At 72.2% G+C, this 25,526-nt stretch carries 25 protein-coding genes, 1 tRNA gene and 1 pseudogene; 8 read left to right on the top strand and 19 right to left on the bottom strand.

The genetic code is table 11. The annotated features are described in order from the left end of the window. Positions 1-1,035, bottom strand: a 1,035-nt coding sequence (locus Dsi01nite_RS13485) for a family 43 glycosylhydrolase (protein WP_203846465.1), incomplete at its 3' end; no start/stop codon positions are given. 163 nt (positions 1,036-1,198) lie between these two features. Between Dsi01nite_RS13485 and Dsi01nite_RS13480 the strand changes: the two genes are divergently transcribed. From Dsi01nite_RS13480 to Dsi01nite_RS13470, 4 genes and pseudogenes are all read left to right on the top strand, one after another. Next, positions 1,199-1,549 (top strand): ArsR/SmtB family transcription factor, encoded by a 351-nt coding sequence (locus Dsi01nite_RS13480; RefSeq protein WP_203846464.1) that lies wholly within the window; start codon positions 1,199-1,201, stop codon positions 1,547-1,549. After that, positions 1,533-1,997 (top strand): annotated as a pseudogene (locus Dsi01nite_RS58290) (SRPBCC domain-containing protein); the annotation flags it as partial. The gene Dsi01nite_RS13480 and the pseudogene Dsi01nite_RS58290, both read left to right, overlap by 17 nt. A gap of 42 nt (positions 1,998-2,039) precedes the next feature. Continuing rightward, positions 2,040-2,432: a VOC family protein gene (locus Dsi01nite_RS57270; protein ID WP_239135870.1), complete on the top strand. Its 393-nt coding sequence runs from the start codon at positions 2,040-2,042 to the stop codon at positions 2,430-2,432. 35 nt (positions 2,433-2,467) lie between these two features. Further along, the gene (locus Dsi01nite_RS13470) at positions 2,468-3,199 is read left to right on the top strand and encodes a DUF4184 family protein (protein WP_239135869.1); all 732 of its coding nucleotides are present in this window, start codon (positions 2,468-2,470) and stop codon (positions 3,197-3,199) included. 8 nt (positions 3,200-3,207) lie between these two features. Here the strand turns inward: Dsi01nite_RS13470 and Dsi01nite_RS13465 are convergent, their stop codons facing one another. The 5 genes from Dsi01nite_RS13465 to glgX all read right to left on the bottom strand — a co-directional run bounded on the left by Dsi01nite_RS13465 (position 3,208) and on the right by glgX (position 10,913). Continuing rightward, positions 3,208-4,749 (bottom strand): ankyrin repeat domain-containing protein, encoded by a 1,542-nt coding sequence (locus Dsi01nite_RS13465; RefSeq protein ID WP_203846461.1) that lies wholly within the window; start codon positions 4,747-4,749, stop codon positions 3,208-3,210. A gap of 27 nt (positions 4,750-4,776) precedes the next feature. Next, positions 4,777-4,852 (bottom strand) — tRNA-Glu (locus Dsi01nite_RS13460). Positions 4,853-4,869: 17 nt separating this feature from the next. Next, positions 4,870-6,573 carry a malto-oligosyltrehalose trehalohydrolase gene (gene treZ / locus Dsi01nite_RS13455; protein ID WP_203846460.1) on the bottom strand — a complete coding sequence of 568 codons (1,704 nt, stop codon included), beginning with the start codon at positions 6,571-6,573 and terminating at the stop codon, positions 4,870-4,872. A 3-nt stretch (positions 6,574-6,576) separates the two neighbouring features. Further along, on the bottom strand, positions 6,577-8,802 hold the full coding sequence (treY, locus tag Dsi01nite_RS13450; RefSeq protein WP_203846459.1) for a malto-oligosyltrehalose synthase: 2,226 nt from the start codon (positions 8,800-8,802) through the stop codon (positions 6,577-6,579). A 5-nt stretch (positions 8,803-8,807) separates the two neighbouring features. Further along, on the bottom strand, positions 8,808-10,913 hold the full coding sequence (glgX, locus tag Dsi01nite_RS13445; protein ID WP_203846458.1) for a glycogen debranching protein GlgX: 2,106 nt from the start codon (positions 10,911-10,913) through the stop codon (positions 8,808-8,810). A 265-nt stretch (positions 10,914-11,178) separates the two neighbouring features. On the opposite strand from glgX, the gene Dsi01nite_RS13440 reads away from it, so the two are divergent. Together Dsi01nite_RS13440 and Dsi01nite_RS13435 are read left to right on the top strand one after the other, a co-directional pair. Then, a complete protein-coding gene (locus tag Dsi01nite_RS13440; RefSeq protein ID WP_308442046.1) occupies positions 11,179-13,212 on the top strand; it encodes an amylo-alpha-1,6-glucosidase in 2,034 nt (677 codons plus the stop codon). Positions 13,213-13,237: 25 nt separating this feature from the next. Further along, on the top strand, positions 13,238-14,722 hold the full coding sequence (locus tag Dsi01nite_RS13435; RefSeq protein ID WP_203846457.1) for a glycosyltransferase family 4 protein: 1,485 nt from the start codon (positions 13,238-13,240) through the stop codon (positions 14,720-14,722). A gap of 64 nt (positions 14,723-14,786) precedes the next feature. On the opposite strand, the gene Dsi01nite_RS13430 is transcribed toward Dsi01nite_RS13435, so the two are convergent. The 12 genes from Dsi01nite_RS13430 to clsA all read right to left on the bottom strand — a co-directional run bounded on the left by Dsi01nite_RS13430 (position 14,787) and on the right by clsA (position 23,169). Beyond that, entirely contained in the window at positions 14,787-15,404 is a 618-nt protein-coding gene (locus Dsi01nite_RS13430) for a DUF2461 domain-containing protein (RefSeq protein ID WP_203846456.1), read from the bottom strand. A gap of 10 nt (positions 15,405-15,414) precedes the next feature. Further along, positions 15,415-16,053 (bottom strand): DJ-1/PfpI family protein, encoded by a 639-nt coding sequence (locus Dsi01nite_RS13425; protein ID WP_203846455.1) that lies wholly within the window; start codon positions 16,051-16,053, stop codon positions 15,415-15,417. Continuing rightward, entirely contained in the window at positions 16,044-16,991 is a 948-nt protein-coding gene (locus Dsi01nite_RS13420; RefSeq protein ID WP_203846454.1) for a GlxA family transcriptional regulator, read from the bottom strand. The genes Dsi01nite_RS13425 and Dsi01nite_RS13420 overlap by 10 nt, the downstream gene beginning before the upstream one ends. 222 nt (positions 16,992-17,213) lie before the next feature. Further along, entirely contained in the window at positions 17,214-17,804 is a 591-nt protein-coding gene (locus Dsi01nite_RS13415; RefSeq protein ID WP_239135867.1) for a MerR family transcriptional regulator, read from the bottom strand. Positions 17,805-17,977: 173 nt separating this feature from the next. Further along, positions 17,978-18,442 carry a bifunctional nuclease family protein gene (locus tag Dsi01nite_RS13410; protein WP_033358824.1) on the bottom strand — a complete coding sequence of 155 codons (465 nt, stop codon included), beginning with the start codon at positions 18,440-18,442 and terminating at the stop codon, positions 17,978-17,980. A 149-nt stretch (positions 18,443-18,591) separates the two neighbouring features. After that, positions 18,592-19,242 (bottom strand): transcriptional regulator FtsR, encoded by a 651-nt coding sequence (ftsR, locus tag Dsi01nite_RS13405; RefSeq protein WP_203846452.1) that lies wholly within the window; start codon positions 19,240-19,242, stop codon positions 18,592-18,594. A gap of 124 nt (positions 19,243-19,366) precedes the next feature. Then, the gene (gene odhI, locus Dsi01nite_RS13400) at positions 19,367-19,807 is read right to left on the bottom strand and encodes an oxoglutarate dehydrogenase inhibitor Odhl (protein WP_203846451.1); all 441 of its coding nucleotides are present in this window, start codon (positions 19,805-19,807) and stop codon (positions 19,367-19,369) included. Between the two features lie 224 nt (positions 19,808-20,031). After that, a complete protein-coding gene (gene gcvH / locus Dsi01nite_RS13395) occupies positions 20,032-20,415 on the bottom strand; it encodes a glycine cleavage system protein GcvH (RefSeq protein WP_203846450.1) in 384 nt (127 codons plus the stop codon). 15 nt (positions 20,416-20,430) lie between these two features. Then, entirely contained in the window at positions 20,431-21,264 is an 834-nt protein-coding gene (locus Dsi01nite_RS13390) for a DUF881 domain-containing protein (protein WP_203846449.1), read from the bottom strand. Between the two features lie 113 nt (positions 21,265-21,377). After that, entirely contained in the window at positions 21,378-21,710 is a 333-nt protein-coding gene (locus Dsi01nite_RS13385; RefSeq protein WP_203846448.1) for a small basic family protein, read from the bottom strand. Further along, a complete protein-coding gene (locus tag Dsi01nite_RS13380) occupies positions 21,707-22,564 on the bottom strand; it encodes a DUF881 domain-containing protein (RefSeq protein ID WP_203846447.1) in 858 nt (285 codons plus the stop codon). Before Dsi01nite_RS13380 ends, Dsi01nite_RS13385 begins: the two co-directional genes overlap by 4 nt. Next, complete coding sequence (clsA, locus tag Dsi01nite_RS13375) at positions 22,561-23,169, bottom strand: cardiolipin synthase ClsA (RefSeq protein ID WP_203846446.1); 609 nt, start codon at positions 23,167-23,169, stop codon at positions 22,561-22,563. Before clsA ends, Dsi01nite_RS13380 begins: the two co-directional genes overlap by 4 nt. Before the next feature lie 101 nt (positions 23,170-23,270). Between clsA and Dsi01nite_RS13370 the strand changes: the two genes are divergently transcribed. Then, positions 23,271-24,191: a phosphotransferase family protein gene (locus Dsi01nite_RS13370; protein WP_203846445.1), complete on the top strand. Its 921-nt coding sequence runs from the start codon at positions 23,271-23,273 to the stop codon at positions 24,189-24,191. A gap of 269 nt (positions 24,192-24,460) precedes the next feature. Here Dsi01nite_RS13370 and Dsi01nite_RS13365 read toward each other — a convergent pair whose 3' ends face one another. Continuing rightward, a complete protein-coding gene (locus tag Dsi01nite_RS13365; protein ID WP_373318774.1) occupies positions 24,461-24,814 on the bottom strand; it encodes a PLD nuclease N-terminal domain-containing protein in 354 nt (117 codons plus the stop codon). A gap of 117 nt (positions 24,815-24,931) precedes the next feature. On the opposite strand from Dsi01nite_RS13365, the gene Dsi01nite_RS13360 reads away from it, so the two are divergent. Beyond that, complete coding sequence (locus tag Dsi01nite_RS13360) at positions 24,932-25,441, top strand: orotate phosphoribosyltransferase (RefSeq protein WP_203846466.1); 510 nt, start codon at positions 24,932-24,934, stop codon at positions 25,439-25,441. Positions 25,442-25,526: the final 85 nt, after the last annotated feature.

The raw sequence follows: 25,526 nt of genomic DNA, 5'->3' as shown, positions 1-25,526 counted from the left end.
GGAGTCGTCGCCGTTGACGTCGACGCACTTGCCGCCCGGGCCGGTGAGGAGGCCGCCCGCGGCGGGGGCGGGGCGGGCCTCGACACCGGTGGCGGTCATCGTGACGCGCTGGATGGAGCCGTCGGCGTTGAAGTACATGCGGTCCAGCGCGGTGTACCGGGTGCTGTAGCTCGCGTTCTGGTACCGGTGGTAGATCATGTACCAGTCGTCGGTGCCCGGGTACTGCAGCAGGCCGTTGTGGCCTGGGCCGTTGTAGGCGCCGGCGGCGGACAGGATCTGACCGCCGTAGGTCCACGGGCCGAGCGGGCCCGGGCCAGTGGAGTACTGCACGTTGTAGGTGTTGTTGGCGTAGGAGCCGTTGGAGTACTGCAGGTAGTAGCGGCCGGCCCGTTTGAACACGAACGGCGCCTCGGTGAAGTTCTGCGGGCGCTGGACGGTGACCGTGCCGTTGACGGAGGTCATGTCGGCGTTGAGCCGGAAGATGCCCATGGTGCCGCCGCCGGCTGAGCCGCCGAAGTACAGGTACGCCTGGCCGTCGTCGTCGACGAAGACCATCGGGTCGATCGCCTCGATGCCGTTGAACAGTTTGCCCTGCACGAGCGGGCTGCCCTTGTCCCGGCAGGGGCCGACGGGGGAGTCGCACACGGAGACCGACACCGACGTGGCGATCGCCGTGTAGAAGTAGTACTTCCCGTTGCGGTACACCATGTCCGGCGCCCAGGTGCGGGTGTCGGTGGAGGCCCAGGTGACGGTGGCGCGGTCCAGCACGACGCCGGCGTCGACCCAGTTGGTGAGGTCGGTGGAGCGCCACGCGTGGAAGTACCGGCCCGGCGCGTCGGTCGAGCCGCCGCTGGCGGTCGTGTACACGTAGTAGGCGCCGTTGAACAGTTCGATCGACGGGTCCGGGTGGTCCCCCGGCAGGATCGGATTCCCTGAGGTGGCGGCGAGCGCGGGCGGCGCGGCCGCAAAGCACGCAAGAGCCGTGACTGGTAAAGCCGCCAGCAGAGCCAGCAGCAGGGCGGGGACACGTTTCATGGCAGCACTCCTGACCGCGACACATGGCGGTGTGTCGATGCATGATTATGCGCACAAGCGACGGCTTGTGAAAGATCATGTTGGAAAATGTTCCGCTTGACGCTGGCGTACGCCGGGCGGTTAAATAACCGAGAGGTTAGATAACCAAATGGTGAGGTAACTGATGGTCACGGATCAGCTCAGCATCACCTTCGCGGCGCTCGCCGACCCGACGCGACGGGCGATCCTCGCCCGGCTCACGCGCGGCGAGGCGACCGTGAAGGAGCTGTCCGCACCGTTCGCCATGAGCGGCCCGGCGATCTCCAAGCACCTGCGGGTCCTGGAGCACGCCGGCCTGATCAGCCGCGGCCGCGAGGCGCAGTGGCGCCCCTGCCGGTTGGAGGCCGAACCGATGCGCGAGGTGACGGAGTTCGCCGAGGAATACCGGCGGTTCTGGGACGAGAACTACGCACGACTCGACAGCTATCTCAAAACCCTGCAACAGAAGGACGGCACCGATGACGACGACCAATGACCGGCCCGGCGTGACCACGTTCGAGCTGCCCAGCGACACCGACATCCAGATCCGGCGCACGGTCGCCGCGCCGCGCAGCCTGGTCTTCGACTGCTACACCAAGCCCGAGCACCTGCCCAACTGGATGGCCGGCCCGCCCGGGTGGAGCATGCAGGTCTGCGAGATCGACCTGCGGCCCGGCGGCGCGTTCCGCTACGTGCTGCGCGGCGAGGGCGCCGCCGAGCTGATCCTCAGCGGCACGTTCCAGGAGGTCGAGCGCCCGCTGCGGGTCGTCAGCACCGAGTCGTGGGGCCCGGACTGGCCGCAGACGCTCAACACGCTGACGTTCACCGCCATGGGCAGCACCACCACGATCACCACCCTGGTCCGGTACCCGTCGAAGGAGGCGCGCGACGCCGCCCTGCAGTCCGGGATGAAGGAGGGCATGGAGGCCGGCTTCACCAGCCTGGAGACCTACGTGCGGGGCGTCGACCTGCCGCCGGCGCCGGACATGCGCCTCGAGCTGGTCCCGGTCCCCGTGTCCGACGTCGACCGTGCCCTGGCGTTCTACGTCGACCTGCTGGGCTTCAACCTCGACCACGACGTGCGGCCGCCCGGCTCCGGCGCGCGGATCACGCAGCTCACCCCGCCCGGGTCGGCGTGCTCGATCGTGCTGTACAAGGACATCCCGGGCCTCGACCTGCCCGTCGGCACGCTGCGCGGCCTGCACCTGGTCGTCGCCGACATCCACAAGGCCCGTGAGGCCCTGCTCGCCCGCGGTGTCGAGGCCGGCGGCGTGGACGACATGGGTGGCGTCTACTACGTCGCCTTCGCCGACCCCGACGGCAACACCTGGCTGTTGCAGGAGATGCCGTCCGGCGCCCGGCGCCCTGAGGGCTCCTGACGGCGACGACGGTGATCTAGGCTCGCCGGGTGCCGATGACCTTCCCGTCCCACGCCGCGGCCGTGCTGCCGTTCAAGTTCGCGCGGCGGCGCTGGTTCGACGGGGTGGCGCTGGTCATCGGCTCCGCGGCGCCGGACTTCCCCTACTCGATCGCGCCCTACGTGCAGTACAACGCGCACACCTGGCTGGGCCTGCTGGTCTTCTGCGTGCCGGTGACGGTGCTGCTGACCTGGCTGACCCGCCGCGCCGCACCGGCCGTCGTCGCGCACCTGCCGTCCTGGACCGGCGACTACGCGGCGCTGCGGCAGCATCGTTTCCCGGTGTACGTCACGCTCCTGTCCGCCTGGATCGGGGCATGGTCGCACCGCATGTGGGACTACGTCACCCACGCCGGTGTCCCGGCCCGCGGCACCCAGGACTGGACGTTCCTCAACGCCGAGGCGTTCGCCGGCCAACCCTGGTGGCGGGTGCTGCACTACGGATCCACGGTCGCCGGCGCGCTGCTGGTGCTCGTCGCGGCCCGGCACATCCACCGCACCCGCTGGCTGCTCACCGACGGCCCGGCGATCCCCGGCCCGGCGAACCCCCGCCTGTTCTGGACGGTCGCCGCGATCGTCTGGGTGCCGGGTGCGGCGGTGCAGCCGTTCCTCGCCTGGTTCACCGAACCCCAGGCGATCATCGTGCGCCTGCTGGAGGTCGGCTGCCTCGGCCTCCTCGCCGCCGCCGCGGCGGTTGAGCTGTCCCGCCGCAGGACGACGGCGGCGTGATGACCGTCCTACGAACAGACGTGTGCGTCCGGTGACTCGTCGGGCGGCTCGGACCCGATCCACGGGTCGGACCAGGTCTCGGGGCCGGCCGAAGGCTCGGACAGCGGGGGGAGCGCGCCGGCCTCGTTGAGTGCCCTGAGCAGGGCGGGCGGAGCCGTGTGGGCGACGGCCTCGCACATCGGGGTCAGGCCGTGCCAGTCGTGGGCGTTCACGTCCAGGCCCTCGGCGAGCAGCCGGGGCAGCACCTCGGCGGATTCGAACTGGTGCAGCCGGTGCAGGAGGGTCCGGCCCCGCTCGTCGCGGAGCTGCGGGTCCAGTCCGGCGTCGAGCAGCGCGAGCACGACCCTGCTGCCGCCGTGCTGCATGCGCCGCCACAGGTCGCGCCGGTACGTGTGCAGCCGCCTCGGCAGCGCGCCGGTGCCGTCGTGCCAGGCGAGGTCGACGGCGAAGCAGCCGTTGGCCGTGCCGCCGATGGCGCGCAGCGCACGCTCCCGGCGCCGTTCGTCGTCGGTGTGGTGGAGCAGGTCGAGGCGGCCGCCCCGCAGGCCGATCGCGTGCCAGTCCGGGCCGCAGCGGACCCGGATGCGTTCCCCCTCGGCGAAGCCGGCGGGAACCAGCCCGGCGTCGGCCGGTTGCCCGGTGGGCGCGGACGGGAACAGCGCGGCCCGCACCAGCGGGTGCAGCTCCTCGACGCCGATCCGGCCGTGCCGCACCAGCTGCAGGTCGACCGGGGACCGCAGGAACGCCGGATGCAGGCAGAGGTCCGCCCGGGTCGGTCCCGGCTGGGACGGCGTCGCCGCGCGGCGCGCGAGCCGGGGCTGTGTGCCGTCCAGCTCCAACCGCAGGTGCTCGTCCGGACGGACGATGTAGTAGCCGAAGCGCAGCTCCCAGGACCCGCGGCCGAACTGCGCCACGAGCCGCCGCAGCTCATGGGCGGCGAGCCCGGGTGCCACACCGCGCACCAGGCCGAGCTCTGACTGGCGCCAGTCACGGATGTCTGCCGGGTCGAGCGACCACCCGGCCGCCGTCCACGGCTCGAGGATCCCCTGGCCTTCAGGCGCACGATGGCGCGGCTCGGGCTCGGTCGCTGCCGGCAGCTCGGCCGCGCGGCGGGCGTCCCACAGCCATGGCGGCAGCGGGAACACCGGGCCCTCGGCGATGTCGCCGGCGCGGACGGCGTGCAGCGTGAGGCGTTGCGAGCTGCCCACCCAACGCCGCGGCGTGCGGACCCCGAGGACCGTGGTGTCCGCGGTGACCGGCCCTTCGGGCGCGAGGACGAGCCGCAGCCCGGTGGCCAGCGCCGCGGAGCCGTCCAGGGCCCGGGGCAGATGCCAGCGCAGCAGGTCGGGCGCGAACCCGGCGAGCAGGTCCGCGACCTCCCCGGCCACGTCGGGGTCGGAAAAGGCGACGGTGACCCGGGCCGCCTCGCAGGCGGTCCGCCAGTCGCCGCGCTCCCGCGCCTCGGTGCATTCGGCGATCATCCAGCCGGGGACGGCGTACCGGCGGATCAGCCGCCAGCCGTCGAGCGCGGCGACCGGTCCGCCCACCACGTGCCCACCCCCGAGTCGCAGCAACGGTGGCGAAGCCGGCCGGATTCGAACCGGCGTCCTCCTCAGTGAGGTCAAGGCGCGACGACCACTGCGCTACGGCTTCGCCGCCAGTGAGCATAGTCAGATGATCACGGCGGATTCAGCGGGGAGGGTCAGGGTATCGGCCTGCAGGACGGCGGTGTCGTCGGTGGTGAAGAGCAGGCAGTCCGCGGACAGGGGGACGGTGCGGGGGTCGGCGGTCAGGTTCGCCACGACCACGTGCGGGCCGCGGCGGATCAGCAGCACCCCATCGTCGTGGGTGACCTCGACCAGGTCCAGGCGCGGGTCGGACAGGGCCGGGTGGCGCTTGCGCAGGGCGATCAGCGACCGGTACACCGCCAGCATCGCGGGATCCTGGCCGGACCAGTCGAGGTGGGAGCGTTCGAAGGTGGCCGGGTCCTGCGGGTCGGGGACGTCGCCGGGCGGCCAGCCGTGCTCGGCGAACTCGGCCCGCCGGCCCTCCCGCACGGCGGAACCCAGGTCGGGCTCGGGGTGGCTGGTGAAGAACTGCCACGGGGTGCGGGCGCCGAACTCCTCGCCCATGAAGAGCATCGGCGTGAACGGGGACGTGAGCAGCAGCGTCGCGCCGACCTTGAGCAGGCCGGGCGACAGCGTCGCGGTCAGGCGGTCGCCGGTGGCGCGGTTGCCGATCTGGTCGTGGTTCTGCAGGCAGACCACGAACCGGTGGCCGGGGACGCGCCTGGTGTCGACCGGTCGGCCGTGCACCCGCCTGCGGAACGAGGACCAGGTGCCGGCGTGGAAGAACGCCCGCGTCCACACGGTGGTGAAGCAGGCGGGCGAGCCGAAGTCGGCGTAGTACCCCTGCCGCTCGCCGGTGAGCAGGGCGTGCAGGGCGTGGTGGACGTCGTCGTCCCACTGGGCCTGCAGGCCGTAGCCGCCGGCCTCGCGGGCGGTGACGAGCTTGGCGTCGTTGAGGTCGGACTCGGCGATCAGCGACAGCGGCCGGCCGACCGCGGTGGACAGGGCGTCGACCTCGACGGCGAGCTCCTCCAGCAGGTGGGTGGCGCCGCGGTCGACGAGGGCGTGCACGGCGTCGAGGCGCAGGCCGTCGGCGTGGTAGTCGCGCAGCCACTGCAGGGCGCTGTCGATGATGAACGCGCGGACCTCGCCGGAGTCGGCCTCGTCGAGGTTCAGCGAGCGGCCCCACGTGTTCGCGCCGGCGGACAGGTACGGCCCGAACGACGGCGTGTACGCGCCCGACGGGCCGAAGTGGTTGTAGACCGCGTCGATGATGACGCCCAGACCAAGACCATGCGCGGCGTCGACGAACCGTTTCAGGCCGTCGGGGCCGCCGTAGGACTCCTGGACCGCGTGCCAGCCGACGCCGTCGTAGCCCCAGTTCCACTCGCCGTTGAACGTGTTGACGGGCAGCAGCTCGACCAGGTCGACGCCGAGGTCGCGCAGGTAGGGCAGCTTCTCGACGGCGGCGTCGAACGTGCCCGCCGGGGTGAACGTGCCGACGTGCAGTTCGTAGATCACGCTGCCGGGCAGCTGCCGGCCGGTCCATTCCCGGTCGTTCCAGGTGTACCGGTCGTGCTCGTACACCTGGCTCGGCCCGTGCACGCCGGCGGGTTGGCGGCGCGAGCGCGGGTCGGGCCGCTCGGGGCCGTCGTCGAGGACGAAGCCGTAGTCGGTGCCGTGGCCGGCGTCCGGCAGTGTCAGCGTCCACCAGCCGCCGCCGTCCTCGGTCATCGGCAGCGCGGTGCCGCCGGTGGACAGCGCGGCGCTGCGGGCGGCCGGGGCCCAGACGCGGAACTCGTGCACGTGCTACTCCCTCACCAAGAGCGCGACGGGATACGTCGAGAGGATGTCGCCGACCCGGGTGGAGCCGATGCGGCGGCCGGTCAGGACGTCGGTCCAGGCGCCGCCGGGCAGCTTGAGGTCCTCGCCGTTCCAGCCGCCGGCGGCGGCGAGGCGCAGCGGCAGCCGGGTGGCGACGGTCAGGGCGCCGCCCCGGTCGAAGGCGACCGCGTGGCCGTGGCTGTCCCCGGTGACGTCGACCGGGTGGTACCGCTGGAACAGCTCCGGCCGGTCCCGCCGCAGCCGCAGCGCCCGGCTGGTGACGAGGAGCTTCGCCACCCCGGAGGAGTCGACGGGTGGCGGTGCCGCCGCCGAATCCAGCGCGAGGAGCAGGTCGCGGCGTTCGGCGAAGTCGACCGGGCGGCGGTTGTCGGGGTCGACGAGGGAGTCCTCCCACAGCTCGGTGCCCTGGTAGACGTCGGGGACGCCGGGCATGGTGAGCTGCACCAGCTTCTGGCCGAGGGCGTTGGACCAGCCGTGCGGCCGGATCAGGGTCACGATCGCCTCGACGTCGGCGCGCAGCTGCGGGTCGTCGTCGAGCAGGCGCACGGCGGCGGCGAACCGGGCCTCGAACGCCTCGTCGGGCGCGTCCCAGGAGGTGGACCGGTTCGCCTCGCGGGCGGCCTTCGTCAGGTACGCCTGGAGCCGGTCGGCGCTGATCGGCCAGGCACCGACCACGGTCTGCCAGAACAGCGCCTCGAACGACGGGTCGGGGATGCCGGCCCGGCCGAGCAGCGGCGTGAGCAGGTCCGGCGCTTCCGACAGCACGGCCAGGCGGGCCCGGACGTCCTCGCCGCGTTTCGTGTCGTGGGTCGACAGGGTCGTCATCCCGGCCGGCCAGTCCTCGAGGCGGCGGGCCGCGGCGGTGTGGAACTCCTCCGGCGGCACCCCGAACCGGGACGGGTCGCCGCCGACCTCGTTCAGGGCGATGAACCGGTTCCAGCGGTACATCGCGGTGTCCTCGACGCCCTTGGCCATGACGGCGCCGGTGAGCTGCTGGAACCGGGCGCACAGCTCGTCGGCGGGGTCGGTGAGCCGGGGTTCGAGGTCGTCGAGGGCGTCGGCGAGGTCGGGCCGGCGGCGTTTCGTCTCCGCGACGGCCGCGTCGAAGTCGGCCCGGCCGTAGGGCAGGTAGCTGCGGTACACGTGGAAGTTGGCGGCGAGCTCGCCCAGCACGGCAGCGGATCCCGGTGCGAGCGCGTCGAGGCGGCGCAGCTCGGCGGGGAACAGCCGCCGGGTCACGTCCAGCTTCTGCTCGTGCGCCTCCTCGGCCCAGTCCGGGCCGTCCACCGCCGGGGCATGCGAAGGGTCGATGAACAGCCCGCAGACGTCGCCGAGGGCGTCGTAGCCGGTGGTGCCGTCGACCGGCCAGTGCGGCGGCAGCGGCTCGCCGCGCTCCAGGATCTTCTCCACCACCAGCCACGCGTCCGGGGCGCGTTCGCGCAGGGTGTGCAGGTAGCCGCCGGGGTCGCGCAGGCCGTCGGGGTGATCGACCCGGATGCCGTCGACGTCGCCGGCGGCCACCCAGCGCAGCACCTCGGCGTGGGTGGCGTCGAAGACCGCCGGGTCCTCCACCCGTACCCCCGCCAGCTCCGTCACGGCGAAGAACCGGCGGTAGTTGAGCAGCTCGTTGCCGCGCCGCCAGTCCACGAGCCGGTAGTGCTGCCGGTCGTGGACGTCCTGCGGGCTGCCGCCGGTGGTGCCGGGCGCGATCGGGAAGCGGTGCTCGTAGTACCGCAGCTCACCGTCGATCACCGACAGCTCGGAGACGTCGGATGCGGCGCCGAGGACCGGGACGACGATCGGGCCGGCCGACCAGTCGATGTCGAACCAGTCCGCGAACGTCGAGGAACGGCCGTGGGTGAGCACGTCCCACCAGGCGGGGTTGGCCGCCGGCTGGAACAGGCCCATGTGGTTGGGCACGATGTCGACGATCAGGCCGAGCCCCTGCTGCCGCAGCGCGTCGGCCAGGCGCCGCAGCCCCTCCCGGCCGCCGAGCTGCGGGTTGACCGTGGTCGGGTCGACGACGTCGTAACCGTGCGGTGAGCCGGGCGTCGCGGTGAGCAGCGGCGCCGAGTACAGGTGGCTGACCCCGAGGTCGTGCAGGTAGCCGGCGAGCCCGGCGGCCGCGTCGAGGTCGAAGTCGGGCCGGACCTGCACCCGGTAGGTGCCGGTCGGGAAGTTCGCGACCACGGCGGTCACACCGTCCGGTCGAGCACGACGAGGGACCGGTCCGGCACGACGAGGGTGCCGCCGGCCGTGTAGGACACCCCGCCGCGGGCCGAACCCGGCGCGGTCGCGATCACCAGCTCCCACTCCTTGCCGTAGTCCGACTGCGGGATGACGAAGTCGACCGGCTCGTAGTGGGCGTTGAAGCACAGCAGGAACGAGTCGTCGACGTGCCGTTCGCCGTGCGAGCCCCGCTCGGTGATCGACTCGCCGTTGACGAACAGCATGAGGGCCTTGCCGAACTGGTTGTCCCAGTCCTCCTCGGTCATCTGCCGGCCGTCGGTGGCGAACCACGCCACGTCCGGGATCGGCGTGCCCTCCTCCCGCGCGACCGGCCGGCCGGTGAAGAACCGCCGCCGGCGGAACACCCGGTGCCGTTCCCGGAACGCGGCCAGGCCGCGGGTGAACGCGAGGAGCTGCTCGTCGACGTCGTGCCAGTCGATCCAGCTGATCTCGTTGTCCTGGCAGTAGGCGTTGTTGTTGCCGCCCTGGGTGCGGCCCAGCTCGTCGCCGGCGCCGAGCATCGGCACGCCCTGGGACAGCATCAGCGTGGTGAGGAAGTTGCGCCGCTGCTTGGCCCGCAGCGCGTTGATCTCCTGGTCGTCGGTGGGGCCCTCGACGCCGCAGTTCCAGGACCGGTTGTGGCTCTCCCCGTCGCGGTTGTCCTCGGTGTTGGCCGCGTTGTGCTTCTCGTTGTACGACACCAGGTCGTTGAGCGTGAACCCGTCGTGGCAGGTGACGAAGTTGATGCTGGCGAACGGTCGGCGGCCGTCGTCCTGGTACAGGTCCGCCGAGCCGCAGATCCGGCTGGCGAACTCGCTGAGCGTCGCGGGTTCGCCGCGCCAGAAGTCGCGGACCGTGTCGCGGAACTTGCCGTTCCACTCCGTCCACAGCGGCGGGAAGTTGCCGACCTGGTAGCCGCCGGGGCCGACGTCCCACGGCTCGGCGATCAGCTTCACCTGGTTGACGACCGGGTCCTGCTGCACGACCTCGAAGAACGTGGACAGCCGGTCGACCTCGTAGAACTCCCGGGCGAGGGTGGAGGCGAGGTCGAAGCGGAAGCCGTCGACGCGCATCTCCGTCACCCAGTACCGCAACGAGTCCATGATGAGCTGCAGGGTGTGCGGGTTGCGGACGTTGAGGCTGTTGCCGGTGCCCGTGTAGTCGGTGTAGTACCGGTTGTCGTCGTCCTCGAGCTTGTAGTAGTGGCCGTTGTCCAGGCCCTTGAAGCCGAGCGTGGGGCCCAGGTGGTTGCCCTCGGCCGTGTGGTTGTAGACCACGTCGAGGATGACCTCGATGCCCGCCGCGTGCAGCGCCTTGACCATGCCGCGGAACTCCTGGACCTGCTGGCCGCGGTGCCGGCGGGCGTAGCCGTGGTACGGGGCGAAGAAGCCGATCGTGTTGTAGCCCCAGTAGTTGGACAGGCCGAGCTCCACCAGGCGCTGGTCGTGCACGAAATGGTGCACCGGCAGCAGTTCCAGGGCGGTGACGCCGAGCCGGCGCAGGTGCTCGATGATCGCCGGGTGGGCGATCCCGGCGTACGTGCCGCGCAGCTCCTCCGGCACCTCGGGGTGCCGCATCGTCAGCCCCTTCACGTGCGCCTCGTAGACCACGGTGTGGTGGTAGGGCACCCGCGGCGCGGCGTCGTTGGCCCAGTCGAAGTACGGGTTGACCACGACCGCCTTGGGCATGAACGGCGCCGAGTCGGCGGTGGACATCTGCTCCGGGTCGTTGAAGTCGTACCCGTAGACGGCCGGGTCCCAGGAGATGTCGCCGTCGATCGCCTTGGCGTACGGGTCCAGCAGCAGCTTGTGCGGGTTGCAGCGCAGGCCACGGGCCGGGTCGTACTCGCCGTGCACCCGGAAGCCGTATCGCTGCCCCGGGTCGATACCTGGCAGGTAGGCGTGCCACACGAACGCGTCGACCTCGACGAGCCGGATGCGCTCCTCGACGTCGTTGTCGTCGAACAGGCACAGTTCGACGCCGGAGGCCACCTCGGAGAAGATCGCGAAGTTCGTGCCCTGCCCGTCGTACGTAGCACCCAACGGGTACCGGTTGCCCGGCCAAACCTGCATCTCAGCTCCTGCTCTATCGGCTGGCACCGGGTGTCCAACCGGGGCCGCGTTGCCACAGTGTTACGTGCGTCGAAAGTTCACGCGCGGGTACGCGTGAAGCTGGCTGCCATATGCCCAGTGCCGTCAATAATGAATCACGCCCGCAGCGTGATCGGATTCCCGACAGGCGCCTGACGAGGGGCGACTTTGTCATTGGGGTGAATCACACGGGAATTCTGCCGTGGCGCGCGTTTCAACCGAGGGGGTTTGGATCATAGTTGGGCACATGCCCCCGGGATCGGTCATGACCTTCGGCCCCCATGCCTGTAGCTCGGCAGCGGGGTTCGAACACGAATGGCTCGTCACCGACGGGACCGGCGGATACGCGACAGGAACGGTCGCGGGTCTGCGCACGCGCCGCTACCACGGCCTGCTGGTGACACCGCAGCGACACCTCGCGCTCGCCGCGCTCGACCCCGTCGTCACCCTGCCCGGTGGTGCCGTCGTGCGCCTGGCCGTGCACGAGTGGGCGTCCGGCGCGATCGACCCGGCGGGGCACCACCATCTTGAGCACTTCGAGCTGGCGGACGGCGTGCCCCGGTGGCGCTGGCGGATCGGTGAGGTCGTCCTCGAACGCGAGCTCGCGATGACCCACGGCCGCAACAGCGTCGCCGTCGTGCACCGGCTCGTCGCCGCGCCCGCCGGGGTGTCGGTCGAGCTGTCGCTGACCGCGTTGTGCACGTGGCGGCACGCCGACGCCGAACGTGACCGGACCTCCGGGCCGCCGGCGGTCGCCGTGGTGCCCGGCGGTTTCACGGTCGACGGTGCCTACCAGGTCAACGGGCCGGACTTCCGGCCGATCGGGGAGTGGTACCTGGACGCGTACGCCCGTGAGGAGGCCGCGCGGGGGCTCAGCCCGGTCGAGGACCTGTGGGCGGCCGGCACGTTCCAGGCCACGCTCGTCGCCGGTGGGACGGTGTCGGTGTCCGCCTTCTCCGGGGACCTGGACTCGCCCCCGCCGGCTGCCCCGGTGGTCGTCGCCGACGCGCGGCGCCGGGCCCGGAAGCTGCTGCGGACCGCCGCCACCGCCGGCGCCCGCGACGGCGTCGACAAGGCCCTCGCGCTCGCGGCCGACACGTTCATCGTCACCTCGCCCGACGGGTCGCCGTCCGTGGTCGCGGGATATCCGTGGTTCGGCACGTACCTGCGCGACACCATGACCGCCTACGAGGGGCTGTTCCTGGCCACCGGGCGCTCCGAGGAGGGTGCCCGGCTGCTGCGGGCCCACCGGGACCTGCCCACGCGGATGCGGGCCGGTGCGCTGCACGACGCCGACGGGCCGCTGTGGTTCGTGCATGCCGCGGAGCGGCACATCGCCCGCACCGGCGACACCGACCTCGCCACGGAGCTGCTGCCGGTGCTGGAGGGGGTGATCGCGGCCTACACCAAGGGCACCAGCGACGGTGTGCGCGTCGACCCGGCCGACGGGCTGCTGCTCATCGACGCCGACGAGTCCGGCCTGACCTGGATGAACGCCCGGCTGCCGCGCGGACCCATCACGCCGCGCGACGGCAAACCCGTCGAGCTCAACGCGCTGTGGGCCAACGCCCTCGGCGCCGTCGGCGCGCTGCGGGAACGCTGCGGCCGCGACGCCTCCGTCGTGCACGCCCGCCGCGACGCGGTCAAGGCACAGGTCGTCAAGCGGTTCCGCGCCCCCGACGGCTGGTTCTTCGACGTGGTCGACGCGCAGCCGGCCGCCTACCCGAAGGGCGGTGGCAGCGTCCACGACGACGCGGTCCTGCGCCCCAACCAGCTGCTCGCGTTCAGCCTGCCGTACGCGCCGGCCGCCGACGAGGCGCACCTGCGCTCGCGGGTCCTGGACGCGGTCGGGTCGGCCCTGCTCACGCCGCTCGGGCTGCGCAGCCTCGCCCCCGCCGAATACGGCTACCACGGTGCCCACCGCGGCGGGGTGGTTCCCCGGGACGCCGCGTATCACCAGGGGACGGTGTGGGCGTGGTGGCTCGGCCCGTACGTCGAGGCCCGCCTCGCCGCCGGGCTCCCGGTCGACGGGCTGCTCGCCGCCGTCGAGGCGCACCTGACCGAGTCCGGTCTCGGCTCGGTCAGCGAGATCGCGGAGGGTGACGCCCCGCACCGCCCGACCGGCGCCCCGTTCTCCGCCCGTTCCGTCGCCGCGGTGCTGCACGCGAGGGCCGTGATCAGGGAGAACCGCAAGTTGCAAACCGCATCTTCTGGGAAGAACGAAAAGATGAAATTGGCCCGCGATGCCGCTCCGCGCAAGCGCCGGAACGCGCTACGGTGACAGTCGGCGACGAGAGGTATCCGCTATGCGCGTATTGATGATCGCCTGGGACGTCCAACAACCGTCGACCGATGACGCACCCCGCGGGCGCGTCGCAGCCCTGTCCGCCGCCCTCGTGGCCGCGGGCCATGCCGTGACCGTCGTGACCCGGTTCTCGCGCGGTCTCCCCGAGATCGCCGTTCACGGCGGCGTCCGGGTCGTGCGCGCCGCGCCGCTGTCCGGTGCGGTGACCGGCGGCGCCCTGGACCAGACCATGGCCGTCAACCACCTCCTCGCCGAAGCCGCGCTGCGCACCGTCCCCGCCGACGGCTACGACGTCATCCACGCCCACGACTGGCTCGTCACCCACGCCGCGGTCACCCTCAAGGAGGCCCTCGGCCTGCCGTTCGTCGCCTCGATGCAGGCCACCGAGGCGGGCCGGCACCAGGGGTATCTCACCGGCGAGGCGAGCCGGTCCGTGCACTCCGTCGAGTGGTGGCTCGGCTCCGAGGCCTGCCGGGTGATCGTCCCGACCGCCTACCTGGGCTGGGAGGTCCAGCACCTCTTCGACGTGCCGGCCGAACGCGTCGACGTCGTGCCCAACGGCATCGACCCCGACATGTGGACCGCCACGCCCCGCGAGGTCCTCGCCGCCCGGCTCCGCTTCGCCGGCGAGGGCCCGTTGCTCGTCTACGCCGGCCGGCTCATCGCCGAGAAGGGCGTCCAGGACCTCCTCGAGGCCCTCCCCGCGATCCGCGACCGGCACCCCGGCACCCGCGCCGTCGTCGCCGGTGACGGCGACTACCGGGCCGCCCTCATCGAGGAGGCCCGCAAGCGCAAGCTGCACCGCGCCGTCAGCTTCCCCGGCCACCTCGACCAGCGCACCCTGGCCGCGGTCCTGGCCGCCGCCGACGCGTTCGTCATGCCCAGCCGCTACGAGGCCACCGGCACCGTCGCCCTCGAGGCCGCCGCGTCCGGCGCCGCTCTGGTCGTCGCGTCGACGGGCGGGCTCGCCTCGATCGTCGAGCACGGCGTCACCGGGGTCCGCTTCCCCGTCGGTGAACCCGACGGGCTCGCCGACGCGGTCAACGCGCTGCTGCAGGACCCGATGTTCGCGCAGAACCTCGCGTCGAAGGCCCGGCAGATGGTCCGCGACCGGCACTCGTGGCAGGCGACGGCGTCGCGCACGGCGGCCGTGTATGCCGCGGCTCTGGCGGAGGCGCCGGCGTTCGAGGCGCGGCGGCAGGCCGCGGTCGTCGGCGGTGGCCTGCCCGTCGTGTTCGTGCCGCCGGGCAACCTGCTCGCCGACCCGCCGACCGTGCCGGTGGGTGAGCGGCCGGCGTTGCTGGTCCGCGCCGCCGCGGACGAGGCCGCCTGGCAGGCCGGGGCGTCCGCGGCCCGGGAGGCGTTGCGCACCGAGAGCGGGTTGTGGCTGGACGCGGCTGAGCGGGAGGCGGCGGACCGGGCCGAGGCGGCTCGGGCCGCTTCCGCGCCGTTCGACGTGGTCCTCGCGGCGGTGGAGCGGCGCTGACTTTCCCCATGATCCGGTAGAGCTTGTGCACCCAGGGGTGAACAAGGTCTACCGGATCATGAGATCACGTGTGGACGGCGAGCCACTCCTGCAGCGGCGCGCACGAGCGCAGGAACTTCACCACGTGGGTCTTGGCCTTGGCGGTCCCCAGCCACGGCGCGAGCTCGAACTGATGCCAGGCGATCAGCCCCTTGTGCCGCAGCAGCTCCCCCCGGGGATGATCCTTGGGGAAGCCGCGCGGCACCGACTTCAGCTGCTCGTGCGACGTCACCGAGGTGCCCCGCGCCGCGAGGTCGGTGACGACCGCCTCGAGCGGGACGCCGCTGGAGTCGTCGGCGACCGCCTGGCGGTACTTCGCCAGCCGGGGCGGGTCCATCATGTACGCGCCGGCACCCGCGGCCAGACCGGCCGCGGTCAGCTGGAGGTAGCCGCCGCGTTCGAAGGACGCCGCGCACGAGGTCTTGTACGGGGACTTGTCGGCGCTGAACCGCACGTCGCGATACGGGCGGAAGATCTTCGCCGGGCCGAACTCGGCCTCCAGCTCGGCGAGGAGCTCGGTCATCGGGGCGCGGACCTTGTCGTCATACACGGCTTTGTTCGCCGTCCAGTACGTCTTGGAGTTGTCCGCCTCGAGGCCGTCGTAGAAGTCGAGGGCCTCGGCGGGCCAGCCACGGAACGCCACGCACCGCAGTCTACGTCGACATGACGAGATGGGCGTTGGCGCGCAGGTGTGACACCAGCTCCGGCGGCGCCGAGGCGGGGGAGCCGGCCGTGAACGGCGGCTGCGGGTCGTATTCGGTGGCGAGCTGGATCGTCTGGGCGACGGCCGGACCGGCGATGATGTCGGCGAGGGTGAGCGCCAGGTCGATGCCGGCCGAGACGCCGGCGCCGGTGACGTACTTGCCGTCGCGCACGACGCGCCGCGGCGACGGGGTGACGTCGTAGGCGGGGAGGCGGTCCAGGGCGAGCCAGTGCGACGTCGCCGTGCGGCCCCGCAGCAGGCCCGCGGCGGCCAGGATGAGGGATCCGGTGCAGACCGACGTGGTCCAGGTGGTCACCGGGTCGACGGCGCGGAGCCAGTCGTGCAGGGCGGTGTCCGAGGTCTGCGCGGCGACGTCGGGGCCGCCGGGGACGAGCACCAGGTCCGGGGCCTCGCAGTCGGCCAGGGCCCGCTCGGCGACCAGCGACAGGGCGCCCGTGTCGGTGCGGACCGGGCCGGCGTGCACCCCGGCGAACGTGACGCGGGCGCCGGGGAGGCGGGACAGGATCTCGTACGGGCCGACGGCGTCGAGCGCGGTCATCCCCTCGTACACCACGAAGATCATCTGCATGAGAACCGCTCCTTGTAGTCGGTCGGGGTGACACCGAGCGTCCGGATGAACGCGCGGCGCATGGCTTCGCTGGTGCCGTAGCCGCAGGCGCGGGCGGCGTCCTCGACGAACGCGCCGTCCTCGAGATGCCGGCGGGCGGTCTCCAGGCGGACCCGGTCGACGTAGCGGCCCGGTGGGGTGCCGACCTCGGCCGCGAACGCCCGGCTGAACTGGCGGGGTGACAGGTTGGCGAGCCTGGCCAGGGCGTCGACGGTGAGGTCGCCGGACGGGTGCTCGGCGATGTGGCGCTGGACCTCCCGCAGCGGATCCCGGCTCGCGACCTGCGCCTCCAGCTGCGCGCTGAACTGCCGCTGCCCGCCGGGCCGGCGCACGAACATCACCAGGTGCCGGGCGATCTCGAGCGCGACGTCGCGGCCGTGGTCCTCCTCCACGACGGCGAGCGCGAGGTCGATGCCGGCGGTGACCCCGGCGGATGTCCACACGTCGCCGTCGCGGACGAAGATCGGCTCGGTGTCGACCGTGACCTGCGGGAACCGGCGGGCGAGGGTGTTGGTGTACCGCCAGTGGGTGGTGGCGCGCCGGCCGTCGAGGAGCCCGGCCCCGGCGAGCAGGAACGCCCCGGTGCACACCGACGCGACGCGCCCGGCGCCCGGCCCGGCGGTGCGCAGCCAGTCGACGAGCCGCGGGTCGCCGGTGCGGGTTCCGGCGCCGCCGGGGACGATCAGCAGGTCGGTCGGGTCGGCGCCGGCGAGGTCGAGGTCGGGGTGCAGGCGCAGCCCGCTGGAGGTGCGGACCATGACACCGCCGATGCTGCCGGTGTGGATGGTGTAGGACCCGGGCCTGGCCGTCTCGGCACCGGCGAACACCTCGACCGGTCCGGTGACGTCGAGGCTCTGCACCCCGTCGAAGAGGACGACGAGCACCCGTTTCGCTGCCATGCGTCCGATCGTCGTCGCACCCCGGGACCGTCCGCAACGACGCCGACCCCACCTTTCCTGCCATGCCCTCCCCGTGACCGGCGACCCCGTGATCCGGAAGACCTCATCATGGGGAGGGCGGTCACGGATGCGGAAACACCGGCCGACCTGAGGTGGTCGACCGGTGTGTGATGGGTGGTGCTGGTGGCCCGTGGTGCTGGGGGTGGGCCTGAGCTGGCGGGGTCAGCCGGCGCGGCGCCGGGCGCGGCGCATGGCGAGCTCGTCGCCGCCGGTCTGGGCGAAGTCGTCGGTGTGCGCCGGGACCTCCTCGGCGGGGGTGGCCGCCTCGGCCGGGAGGTGCGACAGGGTGCCTTCGATCTCCTTGAACGCGCCGGAGATGGCGATGCCGAACACGCCCTGCCCGCCCTGGAGCAGGTCGACGACCTCTTCGGGGGAGCGGCACTCGTAGACGGTGGTCCCGTCGGAGATCAGGGTGATGCCGGCCAGGTCGGCGACGCCGCGGGAGCGCAGGGTTTCGATCGCCTTGCGGATGTTCTGCAGTGACACCCCGGCGTCCAGGAGGCGCTTGACCACCTTGAGCACGACGATGTCGCGGAACGAGTAGAGCCGCTGGCTGCCGGAGCCCGCCGCGTCGCGCACGCTCGGCACGACCAGCCCGGTGCGGGCCCAGTAGTCGAGCTGCCGGTAGCTGATCCCGGCGGCGTGGCAGGCGGTCGGACCGCGGTAGCCGACGTCGTCGGAATTGACGAACGCACTCACCGAAACGGTGTCAGCAGCATGACCGGGTATCCCGGGATCGGGCGGCTGTTGCATTTGCACCCACCTCCAGCGTCAACACCCGCAACCCTATAGCGCACCTTGAGGGTCGGCGGGGAGGTAACGCCGCGACACGCCGCGTGTCGGTGCGTCGAATTTTCCGCGCGTCGCCACTGTAACCATTTGTCCCGATTTGGAACCGCTATCGGAACCTGGTCGCAGTGCCGAACCTACCCGGCGAAGTCCTCCGGGCGGACCTGCTCGAGGAACTCGCGGAATTTCTCGACCTCGTCCTCCTGCTCGTCCGGGATGACGATCGCGGCCTCGGTGAGCACCTGGTCCGCGCAGCGGATCGGCGCGCCGACGCGCAACGCCAGGGCGATCGAGTCGCTCGGACGGGCGGAGACCCGGACGTTGTCGCCGATCACCAGCTCGGCGTAGAAGATGTTGTCCCGCATCTCGACGATCTCGACCGCCTTCAGCGGGGCCTTGAGCGCCGCCAGCATGTCGCGCATCAGGTCATGGGTGAGCGGCCGGGCCGGCTTGACCCCCTGCTGCTCATAGGCGATCGCGGTCGCCTCCACCGCACCGATCCAGATCGGCAGGTAGCGGTCGCCGTCGACCTCCTTCAGCAACACGATGGGCTGATTGGTAGGCAGCTCCACGCGAACACCGACCACATTCAGCTCTCGCACTGCCCGCCTCCGTGTCGACTTGCTACTCCCTGCACCGTACACGGGAGGAGGGGTGGTCGTGCCACTCGCGCCACCGCACAAGTGCGCTCAGTGGCGAAGATCGCTCCGGGCGAGGGTGCCGGGGAGGGTGGCGGGACGGCGTCCAGGGATCATTTGCCCAGGATCTCCCGCAGGCCCGCCCGCACCAGCGCGGCGTGCACCCGCTGGGTCAGCGCCGCCAGCTCGTGCACCGTGTCGGCGGCCCGTGCCCGTGACGCCGGGCCGCTCTGCCGGGTCATCGGGGTCACCAGCTGGCTGAACAGGCCGATCTCGCGGTCCGCGGCGGCCCGGTAGGCGCGCAGGTGGCGCGGCTCGACGCCGAACTCGGCCAGGCGCGCCGCCGCCGTGGCGACCTCCAGGGCGTCCGCGTCGTAGCCCCCACCCGCGCGGGGCCGCAGCAGCCCGTGCTCCTCCAGCGCGCGCAGGGTGGCGTCGCCCAGGCCGGCCTTGTCGAGCAGCTCGTCCCGGCTGAGGCGCACCTCGGCGGGCGCCTCGGTGGGCATCGAGGACTGCGACACGTCGGTCAGCGGATCGCCCATCGTGGCGAGATGCTCACGGATCACCCGCAGCGGCAGGTACTGGTCACGCTGAGCGGTCAGCACGTAGCGCAGCCGGGAGATGTCGGTCCAGGTGTACTTGCGGTACCCGGCCGGCGTCCGCCGTGGCTCGACGAGGCCCTCGGTCTCCAGGAACCGCAGCTTCGAGATGGTGATGTCGGGGAACTCGGCGCGCAGCTGCGCGAGCACCTCACCGATGCTCATCAGCCGCTCCCCGCGGCCGGCACCCTGGGCGCCGCCGCGGGCAGCGTTTTGAGGACCGCCACGGTCAGTGCCGTCGCGGTCCTGCGGTGTGTCCCAGGCGGCCGCCGTAGCCCCCGTCATCGCCTCAGCTCTCGTCGGGGCGCGGTCCTGCCACGAACACGAGGCGGAACTTGCCGATCTGGACCTCGTCGCCGTTGCTGAGGGTCGCGGCCTCGACCCGCTCGCGGTTGACATACGTGCCGTTGAGGCTGCCGACGTCGCGGACCGTGAACGTGCCACCCTCGCGGTGGAACTCGGCGTGGCGACGGGACACCGTGACGTCATCGAGGAAGATGTCACTGTCGGGGTGCCGGCCGCTGGTCGTCACGTCGTGGTCGAGCAGGAAGCGCGCGCCGGCGTTGGGTCCGCGGCGCACCGCCAGCAGCGCCGTGCCCGGCGGGAGTGATCCCGACACGCGGGTGGGCACCACGTCGTCGTCCGTGCCAGCGATGGCATCCTCAATGGCGCCAAGGTTGAGCGTGGACGTGACGTCGAGCGGGGGGAACTCGTCGTCTGGGCGCGTCATGGAACCACCTCACGGTCGTCTTCTCGGGTGTCCTCCGATGCGACAGGCCGATGCATACGGTTGACTGAGCGAGCCTAGTCACGCCCGAAATCACGGGTCAACCAGACGCGCGGCAGCCTATCGCCGTATTTCCTGTCGAGGGTCGTCGGACTTTGTCTTCTGGTGCGCGTCGCTGTCGCTCGTCGGTCCGCTCGTCGTCGAGCCGTGCTGCCGAGCGGTCCAGCTCAGCTGTTCGTGGTCAGTTCCTGATACGCCGCGGCGTCGAGCAGCGCGTCGACCGCCGCCGGGTCGTCGGCCTTGAGCTCGACGAGCCAGCCCGCGCCATACGGGTCGGCATTGATGACCTCGGCCGCGCCGTCGAGCGCCGAGTTGACGGCGACGACCTCGCCCGACACCGGCGCGTAGATCTCCGACACGCTCTTCGTCGACTCGACCTCGCCGAACGAGTCGCCCGCCTGCACCTTCGCGCCCACCTCGGGCAGCTGGACGAACACGATGTCGCCCAGCGCCTCCTGGGCGAAGTCGGTGATGCCGACCTTGAAGACGCCGGCGTCCGCCGGTGCGAGCCACTCGTGCTCCGCCGTGTAGCGCAGATCCTCGGGAATCACGTCGGTCCTTAATCGTCAGGCGGGCTTTGCGTACTTCAACTCACCGGCAGTGTGCAACGCGGTCACGCGCACGGGATCCGCTTCGCGCACCAAGACCGTACCGCCGTGCTGCCGCACGCTGTCCACCACCCCTCCGGGGATGTTCAGCGCGGTGCGCATGGTGTCCGGTCCGCCGATGACCATGATCGTATACGGTGCGGCGAGGCTCAGCCCGGCGACCACCAGCCGGTCGTTGTCGCCGTCGGCGAACCAGGTGGCCGCGACGATGCGGACAGTGCCGCCGTCGTGCCCGTTGATCTGCATCGCCTCGGCCCCGGCGCCGCGCAGCTCCTCGACCGCGTCGAGCACCACCTCCGCCTTGACCTTTTCCGTGCCCGGTGTGATCTCGATGGACAGCCCCGGCCCCTCCGCCGGCAGCGTCCCGGCCAGGATGCCCAGCTCATCGGCGCGCTTGCGGGCCTCGGCGAGCGCGGCGTCGCGCCCCTGCGCCCCGGAGTCGAGCTGCCGCCGGGTGTCCTCGAGGTCGCTGATCTCGCGCCGCAGCCGGTCCTGCTGCGCGTCGAGGTCCGACAGGATGCGGACCAGGTCCTCCGGCCGCGCCGCGGCGAGCTCGGCGTCGGAGTTGCTCGCCTTGAACTGCACCGAGATCGCGAACCCGAGCAGGGCGATGAGCAGCGCGATGACCAGCCCGGTCCCGCCGCGCTGCCGACCGCCGCGGGCCGGGGGAGCGGCGTCGGGTGCCTCCGCGACGGTGGTCCCGGCCTGCGCGGCGGTGGTCCCGGTCTCCGCATCCCGGTCGACGTCCCCGGCCTCCGCATCCCCGTTGACCTCCCCAGCCTTATCGGACATTTCGGAAATGTCATCTGAAAGGGGGAACGGGCGGGGAGAGGGCGCGCGCCGGGCGGGCTTCGGCGGCGCGTCGGCCTCGTCGTCGTCCGCGCCGTTCGCGGCGGGGATGTCCGTCACGCGCGGAAGAGGTGTCGGCGGATGGCGGCGGCGTTGCCGAAGATGCGCACGCCCAGGACGACCACGACGCCCGTGGAGAGCTGGCCGCCGACGCCGAGCTGGTCGCCCAGGTAGACGATGAGCGCGGCGACGAGCACGTTCGACACGAACGAGATGACGAACTGCTTGTCGTCGAAGATGCCGTCCAGCTTGGCCCGGACCCCGCCGAACACCGCGTCCAGGGCGGCGACGACGGCGATCGGCAGATACGGCTGCAGGCCCAGCGGCACGGTCGGCTCGAGGAAGATCCCCGCCGCGACCCCGATGGCAAGCGCGATGACCGCGATCACCGGCGACCTCCAGAGGGTGATGGTGAAACTGAGGGTGATGCTGCGGGCGGGTGGGCGTACCGCAGGGGTGGTTCCGGTGCGGCGGCCAGGGTGAGATTCTTGCGGGCCTTCACGCCGAACTGCATACGGTAGTTGTCCACGTACCGGCGGAAGCGCTTCGCGGTCGCCGAGGCGGAGAAGGTGTCGGCGAGGTCGGGCGGGCCGATCGCGGACACGTCGTAGGGACTCGTCACCGGCTTGAAGTCGACCAGGATGACCCCGCCGGCGGCGCGGATGGTGCTGGTGGCGGTGAGGCGCTGGCCGTTGACCGCGATGGCCTCGGCACCGGCCTGCCACAGGCCGTTGGCGACGTCCTGCAGGTCCCGGTCGAGCACGATGCCGAGGTTCTCCTCCTCGGCCTTGCCGGTGACCGGGTCGACCTGCGGGGGAGCGTCGACGACGCGGACCACGACCCCGTCGCCGGTGACCTTGCCGGTGCCGCTGCGGGCGGCGAGCCCGCGCAGCTGGGCCGCACCGGAGGCGTCGGCGAGGGCGTCGTCGCGGGCCTGGTCGACCTGCGCCCGGAGCGCTTCGACCTGGCGTTGCAGGTCCTCGGCGGTGCGCTGCCGGGTGCGCACGTCGGCCACCAGGTCGTCGCGGGCCCGGCTCGCCGACGGCGCCTCGGCCACCGCCTGGTGGTACGCGACGGCGAGGAGGAAACCGACGGCGGCGAGGGTGACCGCGCGGGCGGTGCGGCCCCACCGGGGTGGCGGTTCGCCGGTCGCGGCGCGGCGGGCGGCGGCCTGCGCGTAGCCGGGGTCGAGCGGCGTGCGGAACAGGTCACCGAGCAGGTCGTCGCGGCGAGCGAACGTCACGACGCGAGCCGGCTGGCCCGGATGTGGATCGAGGCCTGGATGAAGTAGAAGACGGCGGCGACCCAGTACAGGACGATGCCCCACCACAGCAGCGCCCAGCCGCTCGGCAGCGCCCACGGGCGGGCCGCGTCGCTGAACCTGGCCAGCAGCATCATCGGGAAGCCCATGAGCAGCACCGCGGTGGCGGTCTTGCCCACGTAGTGCACCGGCGGGGGGCCGTGGCCGAGGACGCGCAGGACGACCAGGCACAGGATCATGACCGCTTCGCGGGCCAGCAGCGCGATGGTGAACCACCACGGCACGACGTCCTTGAACGTCAGCGCGAACAGGGTGGCCAGGATGTACAGCCGGTCGGCGAGCGGATCGAGCAGCTCGCCGAGGCGGCTGACCTGCTTGAGGCGCCGGGCGGCGAAGCCGTCGACCCAGTCGCTGAGGCCGCCGACGACGAGCACGACGACCGCCCAGCCGGTGGCGTCGGTGGCCAGGAAGAGGTACAGGAAGAGCGGCACGCCCAGCAGGCGGGTGAAACTGATCAGGTTCGGCACCGTGAGCACCGGGCCGAGGCCCCGGGTGCCGCTGGTAGTAGTGCCCTCGTCGCGGTCCACCGTCCGCCCGCTTTCCCCGATCAGCTGTTCGACGCCCGGAATGCTAGCAGCTCACGATCGTGGTCTCGCGCAGGCGCGGCCGGGAGTGCGACGATCGTGCCATGGTGCAGGCTTCCGGGGTGCGCATCGGCTGGGACGACCTGCCGGCGACGGTTCACGCGGCGGTCGCCGCCATCCTCGGCGGGCCGGTGGTCGAGGCGGTGTCGCAGGTCGGCGGGTTCTCGCCCGGCACCGCGGACAGGGTCCGGCTGGCCGACGGCTCGCGGGCGTTCGTGAAGGCGGTCAGCGCCGCGCAGAACGCGCAGAGCGTCCGGATGCACCGCACCGAGGCCAGGGTCACCGCGGCGCTGCCGGCGGACGTGCCCGCGCCCCGGCTGCTCGGGTTTCACGACGACGGCACCTGGGTCGCGCTCGTCTTCGCCGACGTCGACGGCCGGCAGCCGCACGTGCCGTGGCAGGACGACGAGGTGGCGGCCGTCCTGGAGGCCCTGCGGCGCCTCGCGGTCCCGGTGTCGGGCCTGCCGACGCTGCCGTCGTTGCTGGTCGACAACTTCGGTGGGTGGCGGCGGCTGGCGGCGGACCCGCCGGTGTCGCTCGACCCGTGGGCGGCGTCCAACCTGGACCTGCTCGTCGAGCTCGCCGACCGCGGCGCCGAGGCCCTCGCCGGGGACCGGCTCGTGCACGTCGACATCCGCGCCGACAACCTGCTCATCCGCCCGGACGGCTCGGTCATGGTCGTCGACTGGCCGGCCGCGGCCATCGGCGCGCCCTGGTTCGACACGCTGGCGTTGCTGCTCAACATCCGGCTCTACGGCGGCGAGATCTCCGACTCGGTCCTCGACGTGTTCGAGCCGGACCCGGCCGACGTGACCGCGGTCGTCGCCGGCCTGGCCGCGTTCTTCACCGACCGGGCCCGCGAACCGGACCCGCCGGGCCTGCCGACGCTACGCCGCTTCCAGCAGGACCAGGCCGACGTGATGCTGCCCTGGCTGCGCGCCCGCCTCGACGCCGGCCTGGCCTGACCGGGTTCATGCCGGAGACCCCGCGCCCGGTTCGAAGCCGGACTGGCCCGCCCCTGCCCCGCAGGCCGCGCCGCTGCTGGGGCAGGTCGTCGCCGCCGAGCGCCGGTTCACCGACACCGTCGACGGGCGGTGGCACCGGCTCGGCACCGACCCGCGCGCCATCAGCCGCGACGCGGCGCTGACCGCGGCTGCCCACGCCACGCCGGCGCGGCTGCGGTCGTGAGGCCTGCGTCGAAGCAGGAGCCCGGGCCCCTGCTTCGACATCGGCCTCAGGCGTCGCCGCGCTGCTCGTCGCGGCGGCGCAGTTCCTCTTCGCGGCGGCGCAGGTCGGCCTCCCACTTGCTGAACATCGCCTCGTCGTCGCGGCGGGTCCGGGCGATGTCGCGCAGGAACGCGGGGTCGTCGTCCGGTGCCGTGGCGCGCGGCCGCTCCCGCTCCGGGAAGCCGCTGCCGGGCCGCCAATGCCCGCCGGCCCGCACCGCCTGCGGGCGGCCGGCGGCGTACCAGGCGATCCAGCCGACCGGGGAGAACAACAGGATGATGAAGACCCAGGCGATCTTGGGCAGGTTGCGGATCCGGTCCTCGTCCGAGGACAGGCAGTCGATGAGCGCGACGACCAGCATCACCAGGTCGATCAGGAACAGCAGTCCATAGAGGCGAATCACGTCGGCCATGATGGCAGCCCTCGCCGCCGTTGTCTGTCCCTGAAAATGGGATGATTCGCGCCTGTGGAACCTGAGATGACCCTTGCCGCCGCTGTCGCCGCCCGCTGCCGCCTGACCGGCACGTTCGTCCTGCGCTCCGGCCGGACCGCGACGGAGTACTTCGACAAGTACCAGTTCGAGGCCGACCCCGTGCTGCTCGACGCGATCGGCGCCGGCCTGGCCCCGCTGGTCCCGCCGGGCACGGAGGTCCTCGCCGGCTTGGAGATGGGCGGCATCGCCGTCGTCGTCGCCCTCGCCCGGCACGCGGGCCTGCCGTGCGCGTTCGTCCGGAAGGCCGCGAAGCCCTACGGCACCAACCGTCTCGCCGAGGGCACCGACCTCACCGGCCGGCGTGTCCTGCTGGTCGAGGACGTCGTCACCTCGGGCGGGCAGATCGCGATCTCGGCCGCCGAACTCCGAAACGCCGGGGCGATCATCGAGCACGCGGTGTGCGTCATCGACCGCCAGGAGGGCGGCACCGAGGCCCTCGCCGCCGAGGGCATCACCCTGCACGCCCTGCTGACCAGGCAGCAACTGGACCGGTGAACGAAGGCCGGTGAACGAAGGCCGGTGAACGAAGGCCGGTGAACGAAGGCCGGTGAACGAAGGCCGGTGAACGAAGGCCGGTGAA

Source organism: Dactylosporangium siamense, assembly GCF_016862795.1.
In the GTDB taxonomy this organism is placed as follows: domain Bacteria; phylum Actinomycetota; class Actinomycetes; order Mycobacteriales; family Micromonosporaceae; genus Dactylosporangium; species Dactylosporangium siamense.
This window is presented reverse-complemented; position numbering and strand designations above follow the sequence as displayed.